Source organism: Rhodoligotrophos sp. CJ14 (genome assembly GCF_038811545.1).
GTDB classification, from domain to species: Bacteria; Pseudomonadota; Alphaproteobacteria; order Rhizobiales; family Im1; genus Rhodoligotrophos; species Rhodoligotrophos ferricapiens.
On sequence record NZ_CP133319.1, the window covers coordinates 4,379,367 to 4,405,106 of the forward strand.

A 25,740-nucleotide genomic window follows, 5' to 3' on the forward strand; every position below is an offset into this window, starting at 1 on the left:
GCGCCTGTTTATCCTATTTTGTGGCCCAGGCAAGGGGCTCGCCTGGCGTGGCGAGCTCGTTCGCGCAGACTTTCGGGTCCGGTGCGAAGACGCCGATGGCATTGGTAAAGCCATGCAGCATGTGTTCGCCCACCGGCCGCCAGTAGCCTTCAAGGCAGCAGCGGAATTCCTCACTGGCAAGGATGGGTTCGCCAAGCGCCTTGCAGAGTTGCTCGAGCCGCGCCACCTCATTCACTGCGGCGCCGAACACCGAAAAGGTTAGCCTGTCCGGCACGCCGACATTTCCGAACATCACATCGCCGAGATGCAGCCCGATGACGCAATCGAGCGGCGCGCGCCCGAGTGCGGCGCGCTTGTCATTATTGGTGATGAGCCGGTGGCGCGCTTTGAGCGCCGCACCGAGCGCTGACCTGCAGCCCGTATCTGCGTCATCGGGAAAGATCGCGAGTACCGCATCACCGATAAAGCTCAGGACCTCGCCGCCTGCAGCGACGACTTCGCTGGCGACCATGTCGAAATACTCATTGAGCGTGTCGATATAATCCTGCCGCGAAAGAAGATCGGCGAGCCGGGTCGAGCCACGCATGTCGGCATACCAGATTGCGGCCCGTATGGTTTCCCCATCCCCCCGCTTGATCTGACCAGAAAGCACCCGGTTCCCGGCCTGCGCACCCAGATAGGTCTTCACCACGATGCTGGCGAGATTGGTTCGGACCGCCATCTTGCACGCGACCGCCAGCCTGCGCTGCACCTTCTTGAGCGCTTTCACTTCCTCGTCGAAAAAGCCTTCGGGACGATCGGTCGACCAGGAGCCGGCCATGCCCCGCATATCGGCCTCGGCTGCATCCTGGAACGGAATCATGAACGCGAAATAATCAACGGCCCCGGCTTCGAGCAGATCACGGAAGACCGGAAATTCGTCAGCGGTCTCCTCACTGATCATGCGACGCATCCAGGTGACCTGATCGCGCACCATCCTGCCGAATGGACTGGTCTGCCATCCCGTCGGCTGCGATCCATCCGGCTCGTGCAGATATTTGTTCACGGTGATGCCTGAGCCGCGCAACCAGGTATACCCGACCGCCCGATACAGCGGATGGATCATCGAAAAGGCGAAGAAACAGCGCAGGAGCGGAATGCCTGCCGCGACCAGCCGCTCGCAGCAGCCGGTGATAATCGTCTGGATATCGTGGTCCCTGAGGGCCTGGTCCATGAGCCATTCGGATGTCTCCTGGATCAGATCCTGATCGAGCACCCTCTGCTGCGGTTCAGTATCCACCAGTGTCATTCCACGCCCTCATTCCCAAACATCGGGAGTTTACGGTAGCAGCCGAGCCCGTTAAAAGCGCCCTGACGAACGCAGTGGCGGGATGGGCATATGGTCATGTTCAATAAGATTCTCATCGCAAATCGTGGCGAAATTGCCTGCCGGGTTATACGCACAGCCAAGAAGATGGGTATTGCGACGGTCGCCGTCTACTCCGATGCTGATATGCGTGCTCTGCATGTACGCGAGGCCGATGAAGCGGTGCGAATTGGGCCCGCGCCGGCCTCTCAATCCTATTTGGTGATCGAGGCGATCATTGAGGCCTGCAAATCCACTGGCGCACAGGCCGTACACCCCGGCTACGGCTTTTTATCTGAGAATGCAGCCTTCGCCAAGGCGCTGGCAGAGAACGGCATTACCTTCATCGGCCCCAACATCCGGGCCATCGAGGCAATGGGCGACAAGATCGAGTCCAAGCGCTTCGCCGATGCCGCGGGGGTGAACACTGTCCCCGGCTTCCTCGGCGAGATCGAAACCCCTGAGGATGCCATCCGCATTGCCGACGAGATCGGCTATCCCGTTATGATCAAGGCCTCTGCCGGTGGCGGCGGCAAGGGCATGCGGATTGCCAACTCGCGCAACGAGGTGAAGGAAGGCTTCGAGCTCGCCCGTGCTGAAGCCAAGTCGAGCTTCGGCGACGAGCGCGTGTTCATAGAGAAATTCGTGGTCAATCCCCGCCACATCGAAATTCAGGTTCTCGGCGACAAGCATGGCAATGTCATCTATCTCGCCGAGCGTGAATGTTCGATCCAGCGCCGCAATCAGAAGGTGATCGAAGAGGCGCCCAGCGCCTTCCTCGACGAGAAGACGCGCGCCGCTATGGGCGAGCAGGCGGTCGCTCTCGCCAAGGCGGTGAATTATGAAAGCGCCGGCACCGTCGAGTTCATCGTCGACCAGGAGAAGAACTTTTACTTCCTCGAGATGAACACACGTCTGCAGGTGGAGCATCCCGTCACCGAGCTGATCACCGGCGTTGATCTGGTCGAGCAGATGATCCGCGTCGCGGCCGGCGAGGAGCTGAGCCTGAAGCAGGACGCCATCAAGCTCAACGGCTGGGCCATTGAAAGCCGTGTCTATGCGGAAGATCCATACCGCAACTTCCTGCCCTCCACGGGCCGGCTGGTGCGCTACCGGCCCCCGGCGGAAGGAACGGATGACCGCGGCATGATCATCCGAAATGACACAGGTGTGTATGAGGGCGGCGAAATTTCGATCTATTATGATCCGATGATCGCCAAGCTCTGCACCTGGGCGCCCACCCGGGAAGAAGCAACCCGGCACATGTCGGCCGCGCTGGACGCGTTCTATATCGATGGCATCCAGCACAACATCCCGTTTGTGTCCGCCATTATGGCCCATCCGCGCTGGATCTCGGGCGCGCTGACCACGGGCTTCATTGCCGAGGAATTTCCGGAAGGCTTCAAGGGCGCATCTGTCGATGCCGACCTCAAGCTGAGGCTTTCAGCCGTGGCAGCCTTCCTCGACCATGTGGAGAATGAGCGCAAGCGTCATATCACTGGCCAGCTCCGCGGCAAGCCCGTGATCTTCACCCGCGAGCGGGTTGTGAAGCTTGATGACGAATGGCGCTCGTTCCTGGTGGATGACGAGGAAGGCGATACGATCTTCCTGCGCTCCCGGGATGGCACAGCTGACCTTGAGCTCACCGGCGACTGGCGGCCCGGAGATTTGGTTTGGCGGGGCAGTGTCGATGGGACACCGATGACGGTTCAGGTCCGGCGGACGCTGAATGGCTATCGGCTGGCCCATGCCGGGGTTGAGGCGGTGGCCCATGTCTATACCGGGCGGGAGGCCGAGCTTGCCAAGCTCATGCCGGAGAAGCTGCCTCCGGATACTTCGCGCATGCTGCTATGCCCGATGCCCGGTCTGATGATTTCGGTCGATGTCAATGTGGGCGATGAGGTCAAGGCGGGCCAGGCTGTCTGCGTGATCGAGGCGATGAAAATGCAGAACGTCTTGCGCGCTGAGCGCGATGGCGTGGTGTCGGCGATCAACGCGGAACCTGGCGCGACACTTGCAGTCGGCGATGTCATCATGGAATTCGAGTGAGGCTCACCCGTTTACTCTAGTATCCACACAGCAAACCGGTTGCGTCTGCTTTATGGCAGGCTAGAGTAGGGTATAAGACAAGGCGATCCGGATAACCCGGTTCAACCTGACGTAATGATCTCGCAGAAGACCAAATACGCCTTGCAGGCGCTGATCGTTCTTGCCCGCGCGGGGCGAGGCGTGGTCGTGAATATCGGCGAACTGGCGGAGGCGCGTGGGATTCCCCCGCGCTTCCTGGAACAGATCCTGCTGATCCTGAAGCATAATGCTCTGGTGGCGAGCCGGCGTGGGCCTCGCGGCGGCTACACCCTCCTGCGCTCGCCCTCGGAAATCACGATCGGCTCCATCCTCAGGATGGTCGAAGGCCCCTTGGCGCCACTACCCTGTTTGTCGAAGCGCGCCTACCGTCGCTGCGAAGATTGCGCGGATGAAGGCTCTTGCGAGATTCGCCGCATATTCTTCGAGGTTCATCAGGCAACGACCAATGTGCTGGACCGTTTGACGCTAAAAGATGCGCTCGCCGACACACCGTCGTGGCAGGCGCTTGGTCTCGCCGAGAACGCCCAAGATGCCGCTGAAGAGGCGAAATCGGAGCCGGCAACGCCCGCGATCAGCGGCTGATTAACTTGGGCAAGGCGGGAAAAACCCGTGGGTCATCTACGGCAGCGCAGTTGACAAACCCAAGCGGACAAGTCGACATTAACGCGAACAGAACAGAGGAGGCATGCCATGGCATCCAACTCACGGAGTTCGCGTCTCAGGCTCTTTGCGGCCGGCCTTCTGCTTCTGCTCGGGGCATTACCAGTTCACCCGGCTGCGGCGGCCAGTATCAATCTCCTTAACATCTCCTATGACCCCACCCGGGAGTTCTATCGCGACTTCAATGCGGCCTTTGCCAAGCATTGGAGCGAAAAGACGGGCGATACCGTCTCCGTCAGAGTATCCCATGGCGGATCGGGCAAACAGGCTCGCGCCGTGATCGATGGTATTGACGCCGATGTGGTCACCTTGGCCCTTGCCGCCGATATCGATGCGATCGCGAAGGCGACCGGCAAGATACCGGCCGATTGGCAGTCGAAACTGCCGAGCAACAGCGCACCTTATACCTCAACGATCGTGTTTCTCGTCCGCAAGGGAAATCCCAAGAACATCAAGGACTGGGACGATCTGGTGCGTGAAGGGGTCCAGGTGATCACGCCCAATCCCAAGACCTCGGGCGGCGCCCGCTGGAATTACCTAGCCGCTTGGACCTTTGCTCAGGAAAAATATGGAAGCGACGAGAAAGCGCGGGAATTCGTCTCGGCATTGTTCAGCCATGTGCCGGTGCTCGATACCGGCGCGCGCGGCTCGACGACGACCTTCGTTCAGCGCGGCATTGGCGATGTGCTCCTGGCTTGGGAAAACGAGGCCTTTTTGGCGATCGAGGAACTCGGGCCCGACGAGTTCGAGATTGTGATCCCCTCGATCTCGATCCTGGCTGAGCCGCCGGTCGCCGTCGTGACTGGCAATACGGAGAAAAAAGGCACGACAGCGGTCGCCAGCGCCTATCTTGACTATCTCTATTCACCAGAAGGCCAAACCATCGCCGCGCGGCATCACTATCGTCCGGTGAATCGAGAGGCGGTGGATCCCCAATTGCTGAAGCAGTTTGCAGATGTGAAGCTTGTGACCATCAATGACCGCTTCGGCGGCTGGGATCAGGTGCAGGATAAACACTTCGGCAGCGGCGGTATATTTGACCAGCTTTACCGGCCGGCGAAATAGAGGTCAGAAGTGAGATGGCCACAGTGCGACGCCTGAGCATTGCCAAGCCGAGCATATTGCCGGGCTTTGGGCTCGCACTGGGCTTCACCTTGACCTATCTGAGCTTTATCGTCCTTCTGCCCTTGGCCACGCTGGTCCTCAAGACCGCATCCATGGGTTGGGATCGCTTCTGGGCGGTGATCACCGACGAGCGCACCTTGGAAGCCCTGAAGCTGAGTTTCGGGGCATCGCTGATCGCAGCCGCCATCAATGCCGTCTTTGGCCTTCTTGTGGCTTGGGTGATGACCCGCTATCGCTTTCCCGGACGGCGCCTGCTGGACGCACTGGTCGACCTGCCATTTGCCTTGCCGACCGCTGTCGCCGGTATTGCGCTGACGGCCCTTTACTCTCCCAAAGGATGGATCGGTCAGCTCCTCGAGCCGCTCGGCATAAAGGCGGCCTATACACCTCTCGGCATCGTCATTGCGCTCACCTTCGTGGGACTGCCCTTCGTGGTCCGCACCTTGCAGCCGGTGCTTGCCGACTTAGACCGGGAGCAGGAGGAGGTTGCCGCAACTCTGGGCGCCCGCCGAAGGCAGACCCTGTGGCGGGTGGTATTTCCAGCCCTGCTGCCCGCGCTGCTCACCGGCTTTGCCCTCGCTTTCGCCCGTGCGGTTGGCGAATATGGCTCGGTGATCTTCATCGCGGGCAATATTCCCTATGTCTCCGAGATCGCTCCGCTGCTGATAGCCATAAAGCTGGAGGAGTTTGACTATACGGGTGCCACAGCAATCGCCACGGCGATGCTCGTGATCGCCTTCGCGACGCTGCTGCTGCTCAACTTGATCCAAGCCTATGGCAGGAGGCATCATGACAGCGGTTGAGCTTGTGACACCTCCGCGCCTTGAGCGCACTGCAGCCACCGACGAGCCCCGCTGGGTGCGCTATGCCGCGATCGGGACTGCCGTCGCGTTCCTCGTGCTCTTTCTCCTGCTGCCGCTGATCCTCGTCTTTGCCGAAGCCTTGCGGCAAGGTTTGGCCGCTTATCTCGACGCGATCAGCGAGCCGGACAGTCTCGCGGCCATTCGCCTGACCCTCCTCGTTGCGGCCATAGCGGTTCCCGCGAACCTGATTTTCGGACTGGCGGCCTCCTGGGCCATTGCCAAATTTGAATTTAAGGGCAAGAGCCTGCTGATGACCCTGATCGATCTGCCATTTTCGATTTCGCCGGTTATCGCGGGGCTTGTCTATGTCTTGGTCTTCGGTGCGAACAGCTATCTCGGGGCATGGCTGCAAAGCCACGGCATCACCATCATCTTTGCCGTGCCCGGCATAGTCTTGGCCACGATCTTCGTAACCTTTCCCTTCGTGGCACGCGAATTGATCCCTTTGATGCAGGACCAGGGCAAGCAGGATGAGGAGGCAGCCCTTTCGCTGGGGGCGCGCGGCTGGCAGACCTTCCTGTTCATCACCATACCCAACGCGAAATGGGCGCTTCTCTACGGCGTGCTTCTCTGTAACGCGCGCGCCATGGGCGAATTCGGTGCGGTCTCCGTGGTGTCGGGCCATATCCGCGGCGAAACCAACACCATGCCGCTGCACGTGGAGATCCTCTACAACGAATATGCCTTCGTCGGCGCCTTTGCCGTGGCCTCGCTGCTGGCGCTGCTTGCGCTGGTGACCTTGGTCGTGAAATCATTTCTGGAATGGCGCTTTGCTGCCGAGCTCGCCAATGGCGCGCGGCACTAACAGGGACCGGCAATATGGTTGCGCAGGTAATGTCGAGCCCATACGAGGCCCAGTTCGAGGCGACCCCGGCAACCGGCTCACGCAATCCGGGACATTGGGGCCAGCCGATCGAAGTGACCGTGCAAGGTGTTCGCAAGGCCTTCAATGGCACGCCTGCACTCCATGATGTCTCCCTCAACATCCGTCCGGGCGAGCTCATTGCGTTGCTGGGACCGTCGGGCTCCGGTAAGACGACCCTCCTGCGCATCTTAGGCGGCCTCGATGAGCCGAGCGCTGGCCGTGTGCTTTTTGGCGCGGAAGATGCCCTGCGCCTTTCCGTTCAGGAGCGCAATGTCGGCTTCGTCTTTCAGCATTACGCTCTGTTTCGGCACATGACCGTGCTCGACAATGTGGCCTTTGGGCTGAAGGTGAGGCCGGCGGGCCGGCGGCCGTCTCGCGCCGAAATCCGCGAACGCGCGCTGATGCTGATCAAGCTCGTGCAGCTTGAAGGCCTCGAGAAGCGCTATCCGGCTCAGCTCTCCGGGGGCCAGCGCCAGCGGGTGGCGCTCGCCCGTGCCTTGGCCATCGAGCCACGCATCCTTCTCCTGGATGAGCCATTCGGGGCCCTCGATGCCAAGGTGCGCAAGGATCTCCGGCGGTGGCTCCGTGAACTGCATGACCAGACCGGTCATACGACCGTCTTTGTGACCCATGACCAGGAAGAAGCCCTTGAGCTGGCCGACCGTGTGGTGGTGATGAGCAATGGGCGCATTGAGCAAGTCGGCACCCCGGACGAGATCTATGACAAGCCCGCCACCCCCTTCGTCGCCGGCTTCATCGGCGAGGTCGGTCGGTTCGAGGTGACCGTGACCGCAGGACAAGCCTTCCTTGGCCAGCACCGGGTCAATCTTCCTGAGACACCCGGCGCCGGCCGCTATGCAGTTTTCGTCCGCCCGCAAGATATCGCGGTCGGCCCCGCGGCGCCGGATGGCTTGCAGGGCACGGTCCGTGCAGTGCGCCGGCATGGAGGCTTGCGGCGGGCAGAAATCGTGCTCGCCGATGGATCCTCGGTTGTGGAAGCAGATTGCCCTTTGGACGAGGGGCTGAGAACCGGCCAGCACGTCGCTGTTACCTTCAGCCGTATCTCATTATTCCCCGCCGATGATCACAGACCTGAATGGTAGACTGGCTTGGCCGCGCAAATGGACTTGCGTGAGGGAAGAAAATGCGCCCATGCAGGCATTTAGAGCGGTTTTTGCAATTCAAAGAATAGCGGAAACGCTCTAGGATCGAACGCTGGGCCTGCGTAACTGCGCTGGAGGGGATATGAATGCGATCGACTGGAAGTTCCTGCTCCTCAATTATGAGGGGCGGATCGGGCGCGGCATGTGGTGGATCGGCATGGTGGCCGTGCTGGTGCTGTCGTTTCTAGCCTATCTCATTTTTGGATCGGACGGACTTCTGGCCTTGCTGGTCAATCTCGTCCTGTTCTTCCTGACGCTCTGCATTCACATCAAGCGTTGCCATGACCGCGATCAGAGCGGCTGGTGGGTGCTGCTCCTCTTCATCCCCGTGGTCGGCTTCATTTGGGCGCTGATCAATCTCGGCATACTCGAGGGCACCCGCGGTCCGAACCGCTTCGGTCCGGACCCGGTTGCACAGGCCTGAGCCTTCAGCTCCGTCAGGAGGGCAGGGCACCACCAGCCGGAGGCCGCGTCTCACTCCGCCGCTTGTCGCTTGACGTGCCGCCCTTCAAGGACCTCTTCGGCGATCTTGTTCGAGAAGGCTTCGAGATCGCCCGGATTGCGGCTGGTGATGATGCCTTGGTCCGTCACCACCGGCTGATCAACCCAATGCGCGCCGGCATTGATCATGTCTGTCTTGATCGAATGATAGGAGGTCGCCTTGCGGTTCTTGATGATCCCCGTCTCGATCAGCAGCCAGGGCCCATGGCAGACCGCTGCGATCACCTTCTTCTGCCGGTCGAAATCGCGAATGACCGCGAGCACCTGCTCATTCACACGCAGAAGGTCGGGATTGATCTGGCCGCCGGGCAGCACGATGGCGTCGTAATCGTCCGCGCGCACCGCATCGATAGGCTTGTCGACCGGAACCTCGCGCCCCCAGTCCTTCATGTCCCAGCCGCGGATCTTGCCCGATTCCGGTGAGGCGACGTGAACGGTCGCGCCAGCCTGCTTCAACTTATCCCGCGGCACCTCGAGCTCCGACTGCTCGAACCCGTTGGTCGCCACGATGACAATCTTCTTGCCTGAAAGATCATGCATTGGTTCGCTCCTGATTGACTGTGATTTCAGGGGCAACCAACTGTGCGGGCGAGGGTTCCGAGAGCGGAGTCGCTGAGCTACTCCGCCGCGGTTCTGGCGCCCGCCCGATGCCGCTCCAGCACCTCCTTCAGGAAACGGCCGGTATGCGACCGTGGATTGCTCGCCACCTGCTCGGGCGTGCCGGTCGCCACGATCTCACCGCCCCCATCGCCGCCTTCGGGGCCGAGATCGATGATCCAGTCGGCCGTCTTGATCACCTCGAGATTATGCTCGATGACGACAACGCTATTGCCCTGTTCCACGAGCTCGTGCAGCACCTCGAGCAGCTTCGCCACATCGTGGAAGTGAAGGCCGGTCGTGGGCTCGTCGAGAATATAGAGCGTGCGCCCTGTGGCCCGGCGCGACAGCTCCTTGGCAAGCTTCACCCTCTGCGCTTCGCCCCCTGACAGGGTGGTCGCCTGCTGGCCAACCTTGATATAGCTCAAGCCGACCCGGTCGAGCGTCTCCATCTTGTCTCGAACGGCCGGCACCGCCTTGAAGAATTCCTTGGCCTCCGCCACGGTCATCTCCAGCACATCCGAGATCGATTTGCCCTTGAACGTGACCTCGAGCGTCTCGCGATTATAGCGATGGCCATGACACACATCGCAGGTCACATAGACATCGGGCAGGAAATGCATCTCGATCTTGATGAGCCCGTCGCCTTGGCAGGCTTCGCAGCGGCCCCCTTTGACATTGAATGAGAAGCGGCCCGGCTGGTATCCGCGCGCCTTGGCCTCCGGCAGGCCTGCGAACCATTCCCTGATCGGCGTGAATGCGCCTGTATAGGTCGCGGGGTTCGACCGCGGTGTTCGCCCGATCGGCGATTGGTCGATATCGATGATCTTATCAAGCAGCTCGAGCCCCTCGATCCGATCATACGAGCCTGGCTGCTCGCGGCTGCCCATCAGCTTCCGGGCGGCGGCCTTATAGAGCGTATCGATGGTGAAGGTCGATTTGCCCGACCCCGAAACCCCGGTGATGCAGACAAACAGCCCAAGAGGAATATCTGCGCTCACCGACTTGAGGTTATTGGAGCGCGCCCCGACCACCTTCAGCAGGCGGCTCTTGCTCGGCTTGCGGCGCTGGCGCGGCACGGGCACCTGCAGCATGCCCGTGAGATACTGACCTGTGAGGCTCGCAGGCGAGGCCATGATCTCGTCCGGCGTGCCCTGTGCCACGATCTCGCCCCCATGCACACCCGCACCAGGCCCGATATCGACCACGTGATCAGCAAGCCGGATCGCATCCTCATCATGCTCCACCACGATTACCGTATTGCCGAGATCCCGCAGGCGCTTCAACGTTTCGAGCAGCCGCGCATTGTCTCTCTGGTGCAGGCCGATCGATGGCTCATCCAGCACATAGAGCACGCCCGTGAGCCCCGAGCCGATCTGGCTCGCAAGCCTGATCCGCTGGCTCTCGCCACCCGACAGCGTGCCGGAATTACGTGACAGGGTGAGATAGTCGAGCCCCACATCGACGAGGAATTTCAACCGCTCCCGGATCTCCTTCAGGATGCGCCCGGCGATTTCCTGCTGCTTGGGACTTAAGCTCGCCTCGATTGAATCGAACCACGCCTGTGCATCGCGAATGGATTTCTCCGTGGCCTCACCGATATGCAGCCCGGCGATCTTGACCGCCAGCGCCTGCGGTTTCAGCCGATAGCCCTTGCACGCCTCGCAAGCATGGTCCGACTGGTAGCGCGAGAGCTCCTCGCGCACCCACGAGGAATCCGTCTCCCGCCAGCGTCGTTCGATGTTGGTGACCACCCCTTCGAATTTCTTATGGGTTTTGTAGCTTCTAAGACCATCATCATAGATGAAGGTGATCTCTTCGGGCGCTGACCCATAGAGGATCACATTGCGCACCGTCTCCGGCAGCTCGGCCCAGGGCGTATCCATGCTGACACTATAGTGCCGGCAGATCGCCTCGAGCGTTTGCGTGTAATAAGGCGATGTGTTGCCGGTCTTGGCCCAGGGGAGGATGGCACCCTCTCGCAACGAGAGGCTGGTATCCGGCACCACGAGCTCGCCCTCGAACTTGAGCTCGGTCCCCAAGCCGTCACAGCGCGGACAGGCCCCATAAGGATTGTTGAACGAGAACAGCCGCGGCTCGATCTCATCGATCGTGAACCCTGACACCGGACAGGCGAAGCGCTCCGAGAAGGTGACCCGGCGGGGATTGCCCTTCTCGTCCTTTTCATCCGCATGTTCGGCAACTGCAATCCCGTCCGCCAGCCTGAGCGCGGTCTCGAGACTATCCGCGAGCCGCCCCCCAAGATCCGGTCGCACCACCACCCGGTCGACCACCACGTCGATGTCATGCTTGAACCTCTTGTCGAGCGCAGGGGCAGCTTCGATCTCGTGAAATTCGCCGTTGATCTTGACCCGTTGAAAGCCCTGCTTCTGCAGATCGGCCAGCTCCTTGCGGTACTCTCCCTTACGCCCGCGCACGATAGGCGCCAGCAAATAGAGGCGGGTCCCCTCCGGCATCTCGAGAATTCTGTCCACCATCTGCGAGACGGTTTGGCTCTCGATCGGCAGACCGGTCGCTGGCGAATAGGCCGTTCCGACGCGGGCGTATAGCAGCCGCATATAGTCGTAGATCTCGGTGACTGTGCCGACCGTTGAGCGCGGATTGCGCGAGGTGGTTTTCTGCTCGATGGAAATCGCGGGCGACAACCCGTCGATCTGGTCGACATCCGGCTTCTGCATCATCTCGAGGAACTGCCGGGCATAGGCCGACAGCGATTCGACATAGCGCCGCTGGCCCTCTGCATAGATCGTATCGAAAGCGAGCGATGACTTGCCGGAGCCGGACAGTCCTGTGAACACGATCAGCTTGTCGCGTGGAAGCTCGAGCGAGACATTCTTCAAATTGTGCTCGCGCGCGCCCTGTATGGACAGAACCTTGCGCGCGGTTGAGGAGCCGGCAGAGTTGCTCATGGGGTGTGACTTATCCACAGGCGACCGCGTGAGCCAGACGCCCGATGTCGCAGGGTTGGAGCTTCCGCCACTGTGTTGCGGAACATTACAAGAACAAATTTTGCGGGCGGCGTCAATGCGTGATGCTCAAACCTTCACCGCTGGCCGGAAGGTAATCTCACCCAAGCGATTTGACAACGCTGCGCGCGAGCATGATCGCCCCAGCGGGGCGGGGCCGGCTTTCAGAACGCGCCAGTCGCGCTGACATATGCGGGAATGCCTAAATCGTTTGCGCGCGGGAGGTGAATAGTATAGAACAAATGGGAAACGAAACGGCGCCAATGCCGTTCTACCTGTGGGAACGCTGCTCTACCTGTGGGAATGACACGGCGGGGGTGGTTAACTCACCTCCGGGCGGCTAGCTTGGCCGGAAAGCATTGTGTGCCGAAATGGAGAATTCTTATGGCAGGCTCGGTAAACAAGGTGATCCTTATCGGCAATCTCGGCAAGGATCCTGAGATCCGGCACACTAAGGATGGTCGCCCCGTTGCATCCTTCAGCCTTGCGACCACTGAGAACTGGCGAGATCGTCAGTCCGGTGAGCGCAAGGAGCGCACTGAATGGCACAACATCGTCATTTTCAGCGAGGGCCTGTGCAAGGTGGCGGAGCAATATCTCAAGAAGGGCTCCAAGGTCTATATTGAGGGACAGCTCCAGACTCGCAAATGGCAAGACCAGAATGGCAATGACCGCTACACGACGGAAGTGGTGCTGCAGGGCTTCAACGCCACTCTGACCATGCTGGATGGACGGGGTGCTGGCGGGGATGCCTCCGGTGATTTTGGCGGTGACTTCGGCCGGTCAGGTCCCATGGATCGCGGCCAGAAGCGTCCTTCGCCGAGTTTCTCTGAGGAGCTCGACGACGAGGTGCCGTTCTAAGGCTTGTCCGCGGCACCATCCCCACAGCCTGTCGCGCATAATGGCCGGTTCGCCGGTCTGCGCTGCGTTTTCTCAGGAAGCGCGGACCTGCTGATCTGTGGCCGTGACTTTGGGGGCGAATTATCGGCAAGGCCCGTTGTTTTTTGGCGTCGTTGAATAGCGAGCGCCACCTCTGCTTGCGCCTCTTCTCCGCCTGATCGGGCAGCCTCTTCTCGGCATGATCGGGCAGATGTTTATCGCTAACCATTTCCTTGCTTTGCCCAGCGCATAGTGGCGGACGGGATCAGTCCGGACTGGGCTGATCGGCGGTTTCTTTTTAGGAGTTGCGCATGCGCAGGGCGGCGGCGATAGGAATAGTCATGCTGATCGGGTTGGCCGGTGGCGCGATGGCTCAGGACGCCCCGCCGAGGCTGCAGCCGATGACGGCTGGAATGCTCAAAGCCTTATTTCCCGGTCGTTTTGAGGCAATATGGAAAGGGGACGTTAGGCTGACGATCGGTGCGGATGCAAAGGGAAATCTGAAAGGATTTGCCAATGGCAAATACGATGCCGGCCGCTGGGAGGTCAGGGGAAATAAGCTCTGTGTGTCCTTCACGGTCTGGACAGATGGTGACCGCAAGTGCAGCGAAGTTTACCGTGCCGGCAGCTGGTATGTGGGGCTGGTCAATAAGAAAGGCAATCCGAACCTCTTATTTCGCAAGCAGTAAAGCGGATTCCTTCCGCGGCCGTCTTCTCTTTTCTGTTGATGTGAATGGCTGGCAAAGGTAGGCACAGGGCAGCGAATATGTCCATCGGGGGGTAGACATGACGCGTGCCAACGACTTTCTCGCTCTCGATTTTGCTCTGCGCGATGGTGAACATCGAAGCCCTGACACTCAGCGGGGCTTTGCGCGACGCGAGATCGGCCTGATTGCTGGGGCTGGCGGCAGGACCAATGCCGATGTGAGCCGGGTCCGCCCGATGGGGCGTGCCCTCAACGCCGAATTCGCGTGACGATTTCTTGCGTGCTGTCCACGTCCGCTCGCATCCGCGATGCGGTGCTGTCATTTCGCTCCTAAGCGGCGGCCTGGCCGATGGATCTGGATATCTATACGGTTCTCGTGCTCCTCATCGCGGTATGCTCCGTCATCACCGTGGTGCTGGTCGTCGCCTGGCACAATGATCCGTCCGCGCGCTCTTATTTCTGGTGGAGCGCCGGATGTCTTTCAGGCGCGGTGGGCCTCTCGCTGATCCTATGGCGCGACAGGGTCGCCGATACCTTCGCCGTCGACCTTGCCAATACGCTTTTGCTGATCGGCGCCGGCATGGGGTGGGTGGGGCTGCGCGTGCTCTACGGCAGGCCGGTAACGCTCCTCCATGTCATCACCCCCGTGCTGCCCTGGCTTTTGGGGCTCGTGGTCATGGGACCCGATGACCAGCCATGGGAGCGGACGGTCTGGCTGTCGATTGCGAGCGCCGGCATCTGTCTTGCGATCGCCTATGAATTCTGGCGCGGGCGCGGCGAAAGGCTCCCCTCGAGCCGTCCATTGGCCGCGCTGATCCTGCTTGATGCCTTGTTTTACATTGTGCGTGGCGTGATGGCTTTTCTTGCGCCGATGCCCGATAGCATGGGTCGCACCGGCCTGTGGTTCGGGGTCAGCCTCGTTGAAGCCATGCTCTTCCTTGTGGCGGTGGCCGTGTTCGGTGTTGCGCTGATCCGGGAACAGAGCGAACGGCGGCTCAAGCTCTTGGCCATGCGCGATCCGCTCACGCGCAGCCTGAACCGGCGTGGCTTTTTCGAGATGGCGCCCTCCCTGATGGCGCAGTCTCCCGGCTCCTATTCCTCCGTCATCATTTTCGATATCGACAGCTTCAAACTCATCAATGATCAGTTCGGCCATCCCGCGGGCGACGAACTCTTGTCGAGCTTCGCCCGTCGCTTGGCTGAACTCTTGCCGGCGCGCTCGCTGCTGTGTCGCCTGGGCGGCGAGGAATTTGCCGTGCTCCTGCCCGGCATGAGCGCCAATGTGGCCGTGGCGGTAGGTGAAGAGGTCCGCAACGCCATTGCCGAGCATGCTTTCGCCTATGACGGGACGAGGCTCCGCGTGACGGTGAGTGCTGGGATCGCCTCGCAACGCCTCCATGATGAGGCCGACCTCGACCGCTTGTTGATCGCCGCCGACCGTGCGCTCTATGAGGCAAAAGCCGCTGGACGCAACCGGGTGCGATTAAACCCCGTGGATTGAAGCTTTCGAACGGCACTTGCTTGCATTTCCAGGGGCGACCGCGTATATCGCCCTCGTCAACTCGCACGCGGGTGCTGGGCGGCCAGAATCGTTCGTGGTCGTCCTTCCGGTGTCGGATCCGATCCGGCTCACAACACCCGCGGAGGTTCAACCGGAAAAGGAGATATCGGCATGGCATTGCCGGATTTTACTATGCGTCAGCTGTTGGAAGCGGGCGTTCACTTCGGTCACCAGACCCATCGTTGGAACCCCAAGATGGGGAGCTACATTTTCGGTGATCGGAACGGCATTCACATCATCGACCTCGCGCAGACCGTGCCGCTATTGCACCAGGCGCTTGTGACGGTGCGTGATGTGGTAGCGGCCGGCGGCCGTGTGCTGTTCGTCGCCACCAAGCGCCAGGCCTCCGATATCGTGGCGGAAAGCGCACGCCGCTGCGCCCAGTACTATATCAACCATCGTTGGCTCGGCGGTACGCTGACCAACTGGAAGACGATTTCACATTCCATCAAGCGCCTGCGTCAGCTCGAGGACATGCTCGCTCAGGAGCATCTGGGGCTGACCAAGAAAGAGACGCTGAACCTGACTCGTGAGCGCGACAAGCTCGAGCGCGCGCTGGGCGGCATCAAGGACATGGGCGGTATCCCGGACCTCATGTTCGTGATCGATACGAACAAGGAGGCCATCGCCATCCAGGAGGCTCGCAAGCTTGGCATTCCCGTGGTTGCCATTGTGGATACCAATTGCGATCCCCAGGGGATCAGCTATCCGATCCCCGGCAACGATGATGCCGGCCGCGCGATCAGCCTCTACTGCGATCTCATTTCGCGGGCAGCGCTCGAGGGGATCTCTGTGGCCCAAGGGTCGGCCGGGATCGACATTGGCGAGCTTGAGAACCCGCTCGCCGAGCCGGCGCTGGCCGATGAGGGTGCATCCGATATGGCCGAGGATGCCGATCTTGGCTTTCCGCGCCTGGGTGAGCCGCGCGGCACACCCGATGATCTGAAGAAGATCACCGGTCTCGGGCCGACGGTCGAGAAGAAGCTGAATGATCTCGGCATCTACCACTTCTGGCAGATCGCCGAGATGAACATTGACCAGATCCGGGCGCTGGATGATGCCCTTGACTTCAAGGGCCGTGTCGAGCGCGATGACTGGGCCGTACAGGCGAAGTCCCTCGCTGGGCTTGATGCCTGAGATCGAGATCTGCCGGGCGCGTTTGCAGCGCGCCCGTTTTGTCAGCTATTGAACTTCGAGGATCCGCTATGGCTGAAATCACCGCGAGCATGGTCAAGGCGCTACGCGACAGCACCGGCGCCGGAATGATGGACTGCAAGACTGCGCTCGCCGAGACCGGTGGCGACATGGATGCCGCTGTGGACTGGCTGCGGAAGAAGGGCCTGTCGAAAGCCGCCAAGAAATCCTCGCGTGTCGCCGCTGAAGGCCTGATCGGCGTTGCAGCTGAAGGCCGCAAGGGTGCTGTCGTTGAGGTCAATTCCGAGACCGATTTCGTTGCCCGCAACGAGGCCTTCCAGACGATGGTTGCCGATATTGCCCAGCTTGCGATCAACGCGCAGGGCGATGTCGATGCCTTGAAGGCTGCGACCATGGCCGATGGCAAGACCGTTGCTGACTTCGTCACCGACGCTGTGGCCACCATTGGCGAGAACATGAATGTCCGTCGCACCGGTTACATCGAGGTCAGCGACGGCGTGGTGGCGAGCTATGTCCATGGGCAGGTCAAGCCGGGGCTCGGCAAGATCGGCGTGCTCGTCGGCTTGGAATCGACCGGTGATAAGGAGAAGCTCGCCGCTCACGGCCGTCAGATCGCGATGCATATCGCTGCCGCCAGCCCGATTGCCGTGCGGCCGGAGGAGGTCGATTCGTCCCTGATCGAGCGTGAGCGCGATGTTCTCGCTGCCCAGGCCCGCGAATCCGGCAAGCCCGAGGAAATCATCGCCAAGATGGTCGAAGGGCGGCTGCGCAAATATTACGAAGAGGTCGTTCTCCTGCATCAGATCTACGTGATCGATGGTGAAAACACCGTCGGCAAGGCGATCAAGGAGATGGAGAAGGACGTCGGCGCGCCGATCACCGTTGCAGCCTTCACGCGTTTCGCCATCGGCGAGGGCATCGAGCGCGAGGAAACCGATTTCGCGAGCGAGGTTGCGGCAGCGGCCGGCTCGTGATAGGCGCGGTATCCTGGGTTAGCACCGTCGCCATGGCCTTGAGGCAAGCAATATGACCGCCCTTCCGCGCTTCAACCGTGTGCTGCTGAAACTCTCCGGTGAAGCACTGATGGGCAGCGAGCCCTATGGCATCGACATGGCGATGGTGCGCCGGGTCGCGAGCGAGATTCGTGACGTCGGACAGTATGGCCTGGAGCTTTGCGTCGTGGTGGGAGGTGGCAACATCTTCCGCGGGCTTGCGGGTGCGGCCCAGGGCATGGACCGCGCCACGGCCGACCATATAGGCATGCTCGCCACCGTTATGAATGCGCTGGCACTCAACAATGCGCTGGTTCATGCCGGGGTGCAGTCGCGAGTGCTCTCGGCCATCTCGATGCCGACCGTTTGCGAGCCCTATATCCGCCCGCGCGCCCTGCGGCATTTGGAGAAGGGCCGGGTGGTCATCTTCGCTGCGGGCACCGGCAATCCCTATTTCACGACGGATACTGCCGCAACCCTCCGCGCCGCGGAAATGGGCTGCCAGGCCATTTTGAAGGGGACCAGCGTCGACGGCGTATATTCCTCCGATCCGAAGAAGCACGCGGATGCGACCCGTTTCGAGCGGGTGAGCTACCAGGAGGTTCTTGCGCAGCAGTTGCGGGTGATGGATCCTTCAGCCATCGCCCTTGCCCGTGATAATGATATTTCGGTAATCGTCTTCTCAATCCGGGAACCTGGCATGCTGGCGTCGGTCATCCGGGGGGAGGGGCGTTACACGGTCATCGATGCCGGCGCAGATTGAGCGAGAATGGACGAGACCAGATGGCAGAACCTAATGCAATGGACATGAACGAGCTGAAACGGCGCATGCAGGGTGCGTTGTCGAAGCTCAAGGAGGAGTTCAGTGGGTTGCGCGCCGGGCGTGCGTCAGTTCATCTGCTGGAGCCGATCACTGTCGATGCCTATGGTTCGACCATGCCCCTCAATCAGGTGGCCAATGTGTCGGTGCCCGAGCCGCGCATGTTGAGCGTTCAGGTGTGGGACAGGGGGCTTGTTTCGGCCGTCGAGAAGGCGATCCGCAACTCGAGCCTCGGTCTCAATCCGATCACCGAGGGCCAGACCCTTCGCGTTCCCGTGCCTGAACTGTCGCAGGAACGGCGTAAGGAGCTGGTCAAGGTTGCGCAGAACTATGCCGAGCAGGCCAAAGTAGCTGTGCGAAACGTGCGGCGCGACGGTATGGAACAGCTGAAGCGCCTCGAAAAGGACGGTGAAATCAGTCAGGATGAGCATCGCGCCTGGGCTGATGACGTCCAGAAGCTGACAGATCAGACCATCAAGTCGATCGACGAGATGGTTGCTCAGAAGCAGGCGGAGATCCTGCAGATCTGAACTATCTTCGAGCGGGGCGGGCCTTTCAGCCGCGGGTGGAGTCCATGTCTCTACAAATGAGTCGGTTGAGTGCAGGCAACGCGGATCCCGCTCTGGAATGGCCGGGGAGCATGCCTCGCCATGTCGCCATCATCATGGATGGCAACGGCCGCTGGGCGAAGCGACGCATGTTGCCGCGCTCGGCGGGGCATAGCCAGGGTGTGGAGGCGGTCCGCCGCGCCGTCAGTGCCGCCTTGGAATTCGGCATCGAATATCTCACGCTCTATAGCTTCAGTTCCGAGAACTGGAACCGTCCGAAGCAGGAGGTAGGCTATCTCCTCGACCTGCTGCGCCGCTTTGCCAATCGCGATGTCGCCCAGCTCCATGCCCAAGGCGTCCGTATTCGGATCATCGGCGAAAGGCTGTCGCTGGCACCGGATATCGTCTCGCTCATCGAGCATTCCGAGAACCTTACCCGCAACAATAGCGCTCTCACGCTGGTCGTCGCTTTCAACTACGGCGCCCGGGACGAACTGACCCGCGCGGTTCAGGCGATCGCTCGCCAGATTGGCGATGGCACCCTCAACCCCCGCGATGTGACCCCTGCCATGATCGAGCAGCATCTCGATACGCGCGGGATTCCGGATCCGGATCTGGTGATCAGGACCAGCGGTGAGCAGCGGCTGTCGAATTTCCTGCTTTGGCAGAGCGCCTATTCGGAATTCGTGTTCATTGATCAGGCCTGGCCCGATTTCGACCGCGAGCTCTTTGCGGCCGCCTTGCGGCAATTCATGGCGCGTGATCGCCGCTTCGGAGGGCTTGCTGCCCCCGTCTCCTGACCAAGCACCTGGCATGGGCGCTACAAACACCTCGGGAAAATGGGGCGACTTCGCCATCAGAACCGGCTCGGCCGTGCTTCTGGTGCCGGTTGTCATCGCGCTTGCCTGGCTGGGGGGAGCCTGGTTTGCGCTCCTTCTGGCTGTATTCGGCGTCCTCATGGCGCTCGAATGGGTTCGCCTGGTCAATGGCAAGCCCGATCTCATCCAACAAGGCCTGCATGGGGCTGCGGCCGCGGCTGTGCCCTGGCTCGTGCTGGCGAAGCTGCCCGGCACGGCCTTCGCCTTCATCGCTTTGGCTTGGGTTGCATCGCTCCTCTGGCTGCTCTCGCGCAGGCACGGTCAAGCGCGGGCCGCTCTGATCGGGCTGCCCTATATCGCTCTGCCGGTCTTGAGCCTGGCGCTGCTGAGGGCCGATGCCACGCATGGTCTATCCGCACTGCTCTGGCTCATGATTGTGGTCTGGAGCGCCGATACCGGTGCCTATCTCGTGGGCAGACTTGTTGGCGGGCCGAAGCTTGCACCGCAAATCTCACCCGGCAAGACATGGTCCGGACTTGTTGGCGCGGTGACGGGCGCCGCGCTGGCCGGTGGCCTGCTCGGCCGGGTGATGGATCTACCCGCTATTCCTCCGCTCGTCGCTCTTGCTGGTCTGCTTGCGGTGATCGCCCAGCTCGGTGATCTCTTTGAATCCCACCTCAAGCGTCAGGCGGGCGTGAAGGACTCAGGCAAGCTCATTCCCGGCCATGGCGGCATTCTTGACCGGGTTGATGGGCTGATCGCGGTGGCCTTGGGCGTCTTGGCCATCGGAGTCTTGCGCTCTGGCACCAACAATATTGCCGCAGCATTGCTGCTGTGGTGAAAACGGTAACCTTGTTAAAACCTTCTGCATGCAAAGTGCTCTACGGGAGAGATGTGAACTGTGACCGTTATCGCTGAGCGAATTGAGCGGGCTGTCGATGCCAAGCGTCTGACGATTCTTGGCTCCACCGGTTCTATTGGCTGTTCCACTCTCGATATCGTTGGGCGCGACACCGATCGTTTCGAGATCGATGCACTGGTCGGAAATTCCAACATTGACCGATTGGCAGAACAGGCAAAATCCATCCGTGCACGACTGGCGGTGACGGCCGATCCGGAAATGTATCGCCCGCTGAAAGAGGCATTGGCCGGCACCGATATCGAGGTGGCGGCAGGGCCCGAGGCTGTAATCGAGGCCGCTCAACGGCCGGTCGACATGATCATGGCATCCATTGTCGGTGCTGCCGGGCTCGCACCCACGATCGCGGCCGTCAATCAAGGCACCACGATCGGCCTTGCCAACAAGGAATGTCTAGTCTCCGGCGGCAGCGTCTTTACCCAAGCAGCCATGCGATCTGGCGCCCGGATCCTCCCCGTTGATTCCGAGCATAGCGCGATCTTCCAGGTCCTCAATCGCGATCATGCCGACCAGATCTCGCGTCTAATTCTCACTGCATCCGGTGGTCCCTTCCGCACCTTTACCCAGAAGCAGCTGAACGAGGCGACCCCGGAACAGGCGCTCAAGCATCCGAATTGGAGCATGGGCCGCAAGATCACCATCGACTCGGCCAGCCTCATGAACAAGGGCCTGGAGCTGATCGAGGCCTTTCACCTGTTCGATGTATCCATCGAGCAGCTGGACGTTCTTGTGCATCCGCAATCGATCGTCCATAGCCTCGTTGAATACGAGGACGGCTCGACTCTCGCCCAGCTCGGCATGCCCGATATGCGCACACCCATCGCCTATGCGCTGGCCTGGCCGCAGCGCATCAGCGCCCCTGTACCCAAGCTGCGGCTGGAAGAACTGGGCGCCCTAACCTTCGAGCGCGTCGACGAGAATCGCTTTCCCGCCATTAGGCTCAGCCTTGATGCATTGGCCCATGGCGGCAGTGCCACGGCCGTCCTCAATGCGGCCAACGAGATCGCGGTGGCCGAATTCTTGTCGAAACGGCTGCCATTTCCGGCTATCACTGGCTTGGTTCGCGCCACCATCGAGCGCGCAGAACAGGATGGTATGCTCGCGGCCATGCATTCGCTCGATGATGTATGGTCAGCCGACAGTTATGGGCGCCGCATGGCGCAGGAATTGGCGTCCCGCTTCAGAATGTGAGATGTCAGAGCAATGAGCGCGGGCCAACCAGGCCGGTTCGCATATAAGATTGGCCCCGGGGCCTAAAAGGTGGAAGAGACATGCTTTTCGCGGAAACGATCGGCTCGGGGGTTTGGTCATTCCTGTCCTATCTCGTTCCGTTCCTCTTCGTGCTCACGATTGTCGTGTTCTTTCACGAGCTTGGGCATTTTCTCACCGCGCGCGCCTGCCGGGTGAAGGTTGACAGCTTTGCCGTTGGATTCGGGCGCTCCATCGCATCCTGGATTGACCGCCACGGAACGGAATGGCGGATCGGCTGGCTTCCTCTCGGCGGCTATGTCAGCTTTCGCGGCGACAGTTCCGTGGCCAGCACACCCGACCGTTCGGTCATGGATGCCGCTGCCGCCGACCCGGCTGAAGCCGCGCAGCTTTTCCACAACAAGCCGCTCGCCCAACGCGCCGCCGTGGTGGCGGCGGGGCCGATCGCCAACTTCATCATCGCCATCCTGATCTTTGCTGCGACCTTCATGCTGGTTGGCCGCCAGGTGGCTCCGCCAATCGCCGACACGGTTCAGCCGGATTCGCCCGCTGCCGCCGCTGGCATGCAACCCGGCGACGAGATCAAGACGGTCGACGGGCGTGCCATCGAGACCTTTTCCGATCTGCAGCGTATCGTGTCTGGCAGCGCCGGTCGGCAACTCAACCTCGGCATTTTGCGCAATGCCAGCACCATCACCCTGCAGGTGACGCCCGCCGCACGCGAGATCGAAGACCGCTTTGGCGGCAGGCACACGGTTGGTTTGCTCGGGATCACCGCGAGCACGGAAGGGGCGCGGGTTGAGCGCTATGGTCCGGTTATGGCCCTGTGGAAGGGGGCCGAGCAGACCTGGTTCGTGATCAGCAGCACGCTCGCTTATGTTGGCCAGGTGATCATCGGAACCCAGTCAGCGGACCAGCTTGGCGGGCCCTTGCGGATCGCGCAAATGTCGGGAGAGGTGGCCGGCATCAGCTTTCTGGCGCTTCTCAATCTGGCTGCAGTGCTTTCGGTAAGCATCGGACTGGTCAATCTCTTTCCGATCCCGATACTTGATGGCGGGCATCTTTTATACTACGCCATTGAGGCTGTGAGAGGCAGACCGCTCAGTCCGAAGGCACAGGATCTGGGCTTTAGAGTGGGAATGGTCCTGGTGTTGATGTTGATGCTGTTCGCGACGTGGAACGACCTTATCCACTTCGAACTGTTTTGATTTTGACACTATGGTCGGGGAAATCTCGCGACTGACGACGATGCGGTTTTCAGGGGCATCGAAAGCGCGTAAAACAACCGGGTACACGCGTTTCGTCCAGGGGCGGGGACAACAACTGATGATTGGTACCTTATGCGCTATCGGTTTGTAATTGCCGCCTGTGTGGCTATGCTCTTAACCGCCCTGGGGCCAATCGTGGGGATTGGCTTTGGTGCCGGTGACGCGCACGCGCAGACAGTGTCGCGCATTGTGGTCGAGGGGAATCAGCGTATCGATCCCGAGACCGTGACCGCCTATATGCAGCTTGGCCCGGGCGATGCCTACGATGCCGAGCGCGTTGACCAATCCATTAAAGCGCTGTTCCAGACGGGCCTGTTCTCCGACGTGCAGATGTTCCGCCGCGGCAGTCAGCTGGTCGTCAGGGTCGAGGAGAACCCGCTGATCAATCAGATCAGCTTCGAGGGCAACAGCGAGATCACCGACGAGAACCTCTCGAAGGAGGTTGAGCTGAAGCCTCGCATGGTGTTCACGCGCGCTCGCGTCCAGAGCGATGTGCAAAGGCTGCAGGCCCTGTACAGGCGCTCCGGCCTCTTTGCCGCGCGCATCGAGCCGAAGGTGATCCGGTTGCCGCAGAACCGCGTCAACCTGGTCTTCGAGATCACGGAGGGCGCCACCACCCGCATCCAGCGCATCTCCTTCATCGGCAACGAGGCCTTCGACGATGGCCAGCTGCGCGATGTGATCACCACGGAAGAATCGCGCTGGTGGAAGTTCCTCACCACCTCGGACAATTACGATCCCGACCGTCTGGCCTACGACCGGGAGCTTTTGCGCCGTTTCTATCTTAACCACGGCTATGCCGATTTTCAGGTGCTTTCGGCCACGGCCGAGCTCGCGCCGGATGGCGAGAATTTCTACATCACCTTCACGGTCTCCGAAGGGCCGCAATATAAGGTCGGACCGGTCGCGGTTGATCCTGGCAGCACCAGCCTCAGCCCTGAACTGCTGATGTCGGAGGTCAAGACCCAGACCGGCGAGATCTATAGTGCTGAGGAGGTCGACTCTTCCGTCGAAAGATTGACGGTTGAGGCTGGCACCTCAGGCTATGCCTTCGCCAAGGTTCGTCCCCGGGTCGAGCGTGATGAGCAGACCCGAACCATTGGGCTGACCTATGCCCTCGAGGAAGGACCTCGCGTCTATATCGAGCGCATCGATATCGTCGGCAATACGCGCACCCAGGACAATGTCATCAGACGCGAGATTCGTCTCGTCGAGGGTGATGCCTATAACCGGGTGCTCGTCGATCGTGCCCGCCGTCGGATCACCGCGCTGGACTTCTTCAGCAAGGTCGATGTCATCGAGCAACCGGGCAGTGCACCAGACCGCGTGGTGCTCGTCTTCCAGGTCGAGGAAAAGTCGACTGGTACGCTGAACTTTGCCGCCGGCTATTCCACATCGGAAGCGGTGGTGGGCTCCGTGAGCGTGACCGAGCGTAACCTTCTGGGTAAGGGCCAGTTTGTCCGTTTGGCCACATCGCTGAGCTTCAAGCGGCAGGAAGTGGATTTCAGCTTCACTGAACCCTACTTCCTGGGGCGGAATCTTTCGGCCGGTGTCGACGCCTATGCGACCCGGACGGATCAGCAGGATGAATCCTCCTTCGACGTCCGCCAGCTGGGGGGTGGCTTCCGTCTCGGTTTCCCTCTATCCGAGAACAGTCGCATCACGACGCGCTACAACTTCACCAACCGGCGCATCTGGAACGTTCCGGATAATGCCTCGCAAGCAATTCTCCAGTCCCGTGGCACCACCAACATCTCGCTGGTGGGTGCGACCTATGTCTATGACATGCTGGACAACCCGCTGAACCCAACTTCGGGCTACCGCTTCCAGGTTTCGACCGATGTTGCGGGGCTTGGTGGCGATGCTCAGTGGGCGCGCGCGGAAATGGCCGCCTACTACTTCTATCCCATCTGGGATGGTGTCGTGTTCATGGCGCGCGGTACTGCCGGCCATATGGAGCCGCTCGGCAAGGAGATCCAGCCGATCGACCGCTTCTTCAAGGGTGGCAACTCCTTCCGCGGCTTCGAGCGCGCCGGTATTGGTCCCCGCGATATCTCGACATCCCGTCACGATGCGCTGGGTGGCTACACCTATGGCATCGGTACGGTGGAGGTGACCTTCCCGCTGGGCCTGCCGGAAGAGTTCGGCATTCGCGGTGCGGTGTTCTCAGATTTTGGTACACTGTTCAACGCACCGCATAACTTTGCCTGTGGCTCGAAGGTGCCAGAGGGCTGCTTGGTGGGTGACAATGCGGCCTTCCGGGCGTCTGCCGGTGCCAGCATCATCTGGGAATCGCCATTCGGTCCTCTCCGCTTCGATTTCGCCCAGGCGCTCTTGAAGGAGAAATATGACAAGACCGAGTGGTTCCGCTTCAGCGTGGGCACCCAGTTCTAAGCCTCTCCCCGCACCAGCCCAAATCAGGGCAGGTGCGGCTATCTCAGGGCAAGCCCACCAAGGGCAGGTCCCTACAAGGCAAGCGGGGCCAGCGACGTGATTGCCTGAACCGTTGCCATATCGGTGTTCCGTGGCCGGAAAAGCGTTGTCTTTTTCCTGACCTCATCTAAGAAAAAGGCCGGCAGAAATGCCGGCCTTTTTCGCATATGCGTCGACAATATCGCCATGCGTCTGCGATTGGGGTCTGACCCACGATTTGCCTATTTTCACGGTATCG

Annotated in this window: 23 protein-coding genes; 20 read left to right on the plus strand and 3 right to left on the minus strand. The window is 60.8% G+C overall.

What is annotated here, in order from left to right; translation table 11 throughout:
- Positions 1–13 precede the first annotated feature (13 nt).
- Positions 14–1,288: an adenylate/guanylate cyclase domain-containing protein gene (locus RCF49_RS20430; protein ID WP_342641627.1), complete on the minus strand. Its 1,275-nt coding sequence runs from the start codon at positions 1,286–1,288 to the stop codon at positions 14–16.
- A gap of 96 nt (positions 1,289–1,384) precedes the next feature.
- Between RCF49_RS20430 and RCF49_RS20435 the strand changes: the two genes are divergently transcribed.
- From RCF49_RS20435 to RCF49_RS20465, 7 genes are all read left to right on the plus strand, one after another.
- Positions 1,385–3,394, plus strand: a complete 2,010-nt coding sequence (locus tag RCF49_RS20435) for an acetyl/propionyl/methylcrotonyl-CoA carboxylase subunit alpha (RefSeq protein ID WP_342644249.1) — start codon at positions 1,385–1,387, stop codon at positions 3,392–3,394.
- A gap of 114 nt (positions 3,395–3,508) precedes the next feature.
- A complete protein-coding gene (locus RCF49_RS20440; RefSeq protein ID WP_342641628.1) occupies positions 3,509–4,015 on the plus strand; it encodes an RrF2 family transcriptional regulator in 507 nt (168 codons plus the stop codon).
- Positions 4,016–4,123: 108 nt separating this feature from the next.
- Entirely contained in the window at positions 4,124–5,158 is a 1,035-nt protein-coding gene (locus RCF49_RS20445; RefSeq protein ID WP_342641629.1) for a sulfate ABC transporter substrate-binding protein, read from the plus strand.
- A 14-nt stretch (positions 5,159–5,172) separates the two neighbouring features.
- The gene (gene cysT, locus RCF49_RS20450; protein ID WP_342641630.1) at positions 5,173–6,021 is read left to right on the plus strand and encodes a sulfate ABC transporter permease subunit CysT; all 849 of its coding nucleotides are present in this window, start codon (positions 5,173–5,175) and stop codon (positions 6,019–6,021) included.
- On the plus strand, positions 6,008–6,886 hold the full coding sequence (gene cysW, locus RCF49_RS20455) for a sulfate ABC transporter permease subunit CysW (RefSeq protein WP_342641631.1): 879 nt from the start codon (positions 6,008–6,010) through the stop codon (positions 6,884–6,886). The genes cysT and cysW overlap by 14 nt, the downstream gene beginning before the upstream one ends.
- A gap of 107 nt (positions 6,887–6,993) precedes the next feature.
- Entirely contained in the window at positions 6,994–8,049 is a 1,056-nt protein-coding gene (locus tag RCF49_RS20460) for a sulfate/molybdate ABC transporter ATP-binding protein (RefSeq protein WP_342644250.1), read from the plus strand.
- 142 nt (positions 8,050–8,191) lie between these two features.
- The gene (locus RCF49_RS20465; protein ID WP_342641632.1) at positions 8,192–8,533 is read left to right on the plus strand and encodes a DUF805 domain-containing protein; all 342 of its coding nucleotides are present in this window, start codon (positions 8,192–8,194) and stop codon (positions 8,531–8,533) included.
- 50 nt (positions 8,534–8,583) lie between these two features.
- On the opposite strand, the gene RCF49_RS20470 is transcribed toward RCF49_RS20465, so the two are convergent.
- Both RCF49_RS20470 and uvrA read right to left on the minus strand, forming a co-directional pair.
- Complete coding sequence (locus tag RCF49_RS20470; RefSeq protein WP_342641633.1) at positions 8,584–9,150, minus strand: type 1 glutamine amidotransferase domain-containing protein; 567 nt, start codon at positions 9,148–9,150, stop codon at positions 8,584–8,586.
- Between the two features lie 77 nt (positions 9,151–9,227).
- Positions 9,228–12,137, minus strand: a complete 2,910-nt coding sequence (gene uvrA / locus RCF49_RS20475) for an excinuclease ABC subunit UvrA (RefSeq protein ID WP_342641634.1) — start codon at positions 12,135–12,137, stop codon at positions 9,228–9,230.
- 441 nt (positions 12,138–12,578) lie between these two features.
- Here uvrA and RCF49_RS20480 point away from each other — a divergent pair, with 441 nt between their 5' ends.
- The 13 genes from RCF49_RS20480 (at position 12,579) to bamA (ending at position 25,463) form a co-directional block, all read left to right on the plus strand.
- Entirely contained in the window at positions 12,579–13,055 is a 477-nt protein-coding gene (locus RCF49_RS20480) for a single-stranded DNA-binding protein (RefSeq protein ID WP_342641635.1), read from the plus strand.
- A 329-nt stretch (positions 13,056–13,384) separates the two neighbouring features.
- Positions 13,385–13,762: a hypothetical protein gene (locus tag RCF49_RS20485; protein ID WP_342641636.1), complete on the plus strand. Its 378-nt coding sequence runs from the start codon at positions 13,385–13,387 to the stop codon at positions 13,760–13,762.
- Positions 13,763–13,859: 97 nt separating this feature from the next.
- Entirely contained in the window at positions 13,860–14,048 is a 189-nt protein-coding gene (locus RCF49_RS20490) for a hypothetical protein (RefSeq protein WP_342641637.1), read from the plus strand.
- Between the two features lie 80 nt (positions 14,049–14,128).
- Positions 14,129–15,280 carry a GGDEF domain-containing protein gene (locus tag RCF49_RS20495; RefSeq protein WP_342641638.1) on the plus strand — a complete coding sequence of 384 codons (1,152 nt, stop codon included), beginning with the start codon at positions 14,129–14,131 and terminating at the stop codon, positions 15,278–15,280.
- A gap of 171 nt (positions 15,281–15,451) precedes the next feature.
- Entirely contained in the window at positions 15,452–16,477 is a 1,026-nt protein-coding gene (locus RCF49_RS20500) for a 30S ribosomal protein S2 (RefSeq protein ID WP_342641639.1), read from the plus strand.
- Positions 16,478–16,545: 68 nt separating this feature from the next.
- Positions 16,546–17,469, plus strand: a complete 924-nt coding sequence (gene tsf, locus RCF49_RS20505) for a translation elongation factor Ts (protein ID WP_342641640.1) — start codon at positions 16,546–16,548, stop codon at positions 17,467–17,469.
- A 52-nt stretch (positions 17,470–17,521) separates the two neighbouring features.
- Positions 17,522–18,250, plus strand: a complete 729-nt coding sequence (gene pyrH, locus RCF49_RS20510) for a UMP kinase (protein WP_342641641.1) — start codon at positions 17,522–17,524, stop codon at positions 18,248–18,250.
- A gap of 20 nt (positions 18,251–18,270) precedes the next feature.
- Positions 18,271–18,837, plus strand: coding sequence for a ribosome recycling factor (gene frr, locus RCF49_RS20515; protein ID WP_342641642.1), 567 nt, complete (start codon positions 18,271–18,273; stop codon positions 18,835–18,837).
- 56 nt (positions 18,838–18,893) lie between these two features.
- Positions 18,894–19,655 (plus strand): isoprenyl transferase, encoded by a 762-nt coding sequence (locus tag RCF49_RS20520; protein ID WP_342641643.1) that lies wholly within the window; start codon positions 18,894–18,896, stop codon positions 19,653–19,655.
- Positions 19,656–19,668: 13 nt separating this feature from the next.
- Entirely contained in the window at positions 19,669–20,514 is an 846-nt protein-coding gene (locus RCF49_RS20525; RefSeq protein ID WP_342641644.1) for a phosphatidate cytidylyltransferase, read from the plus strand.
- A 60-nt stretch (positions 20,515–20,574) separates the two neighbouring features.
- A complete protein-coding gene (locus RCF49_RS20530) occupies positions 20,575–21,783 on the plus strand; it encodes a 1-deoxy-D-xylulose-5-phosphate reductoisomerase (RefSeq protein WP_342641645.1) in 1,209 nt (402 codons plus the stop codon).
- Between the two features lie 80 nt (positions 21,784–21,863).
- The gene (gene rseP, locus RCF49_RS20535; protein WP_342641646.1) at positions 21,864–23,009 is read left to right on the plus strand and encodes an RIP metalloprotease RseP; all 1,146 of its coding nucleotides are present in this window, start codon (positions 21,864–21,866) and stop codon (positions 23,007–23,009) included.
- Between the two features lie 195 nt (positions 23,010–23,204).
- Positions 23,205–25,463, plus strand: a complete 2,259-nt coding sequence (gene bamA / locus RCF49_RS20540) for an outer membrane protein assembly factor BamA (protein ID WP_342641647.1) — start codon at positions 23,205–23,207, stop codon at positions 25,461–25,463.
- The last annotated feature ends 277 nt before the right edge of the window (positions 25,464–25,740 follow it).